Origin of the sequence: Deinococcus sp. (assembly GCF_018260555.1) — a bacterium.
Lineage (GTDB): Bacteria > Deinococcota > Deinococci > Deinococcales > Deinococcaceae > Deinococcus.
In genome coordinates this window covers 5446-5725 of sequence record NZ_JAGLBB010000108.1, presented here as the reverse complement: position 1 = coordinate 5725, position 280 = coordinate 5446, and the positions used below count along the sequence as shown (strand labels likewise).

The 280-nt window shown below is 68.6% G+C and carries 1 pseudogene; it reads left to right on the top strand.

The annotated features are described in order from the left end of the window. A pseudogene (locus QZ271_RS13740) lies at positions 1-222 on the top strand (homoserine kinase); the annotation flags it as partial. Positions 223-280 lie beyond the last annotated feature (58 nt).

Sequence of the window (280 nt, the reverse complement as noted above, 5' to 3'; positions counted from 1 at the left end):
CCGGGCCTGAGCGACATCCTGGAAGACGCCTGGAAGCACGGCGCGCTCGGAGCGGCCCTCAGCGGCGCCGGACCCACGGTGCTGTGCTTCCACGACACCCGGGTTCGCACAACCCCCCTGCACGCCTACCTGCACGGCGTGATGACCCGCAACGGCCTCCAGGGCCGCGTGCTGGACTTCCCTATCGACGCGGCCGGTACCCTCATCGAACGCGGAGGGTGAACGCCTCAGACGGATTCCGCTCTATTCCACCACACTTGGAAAAGCGCCGCCTGCGGCT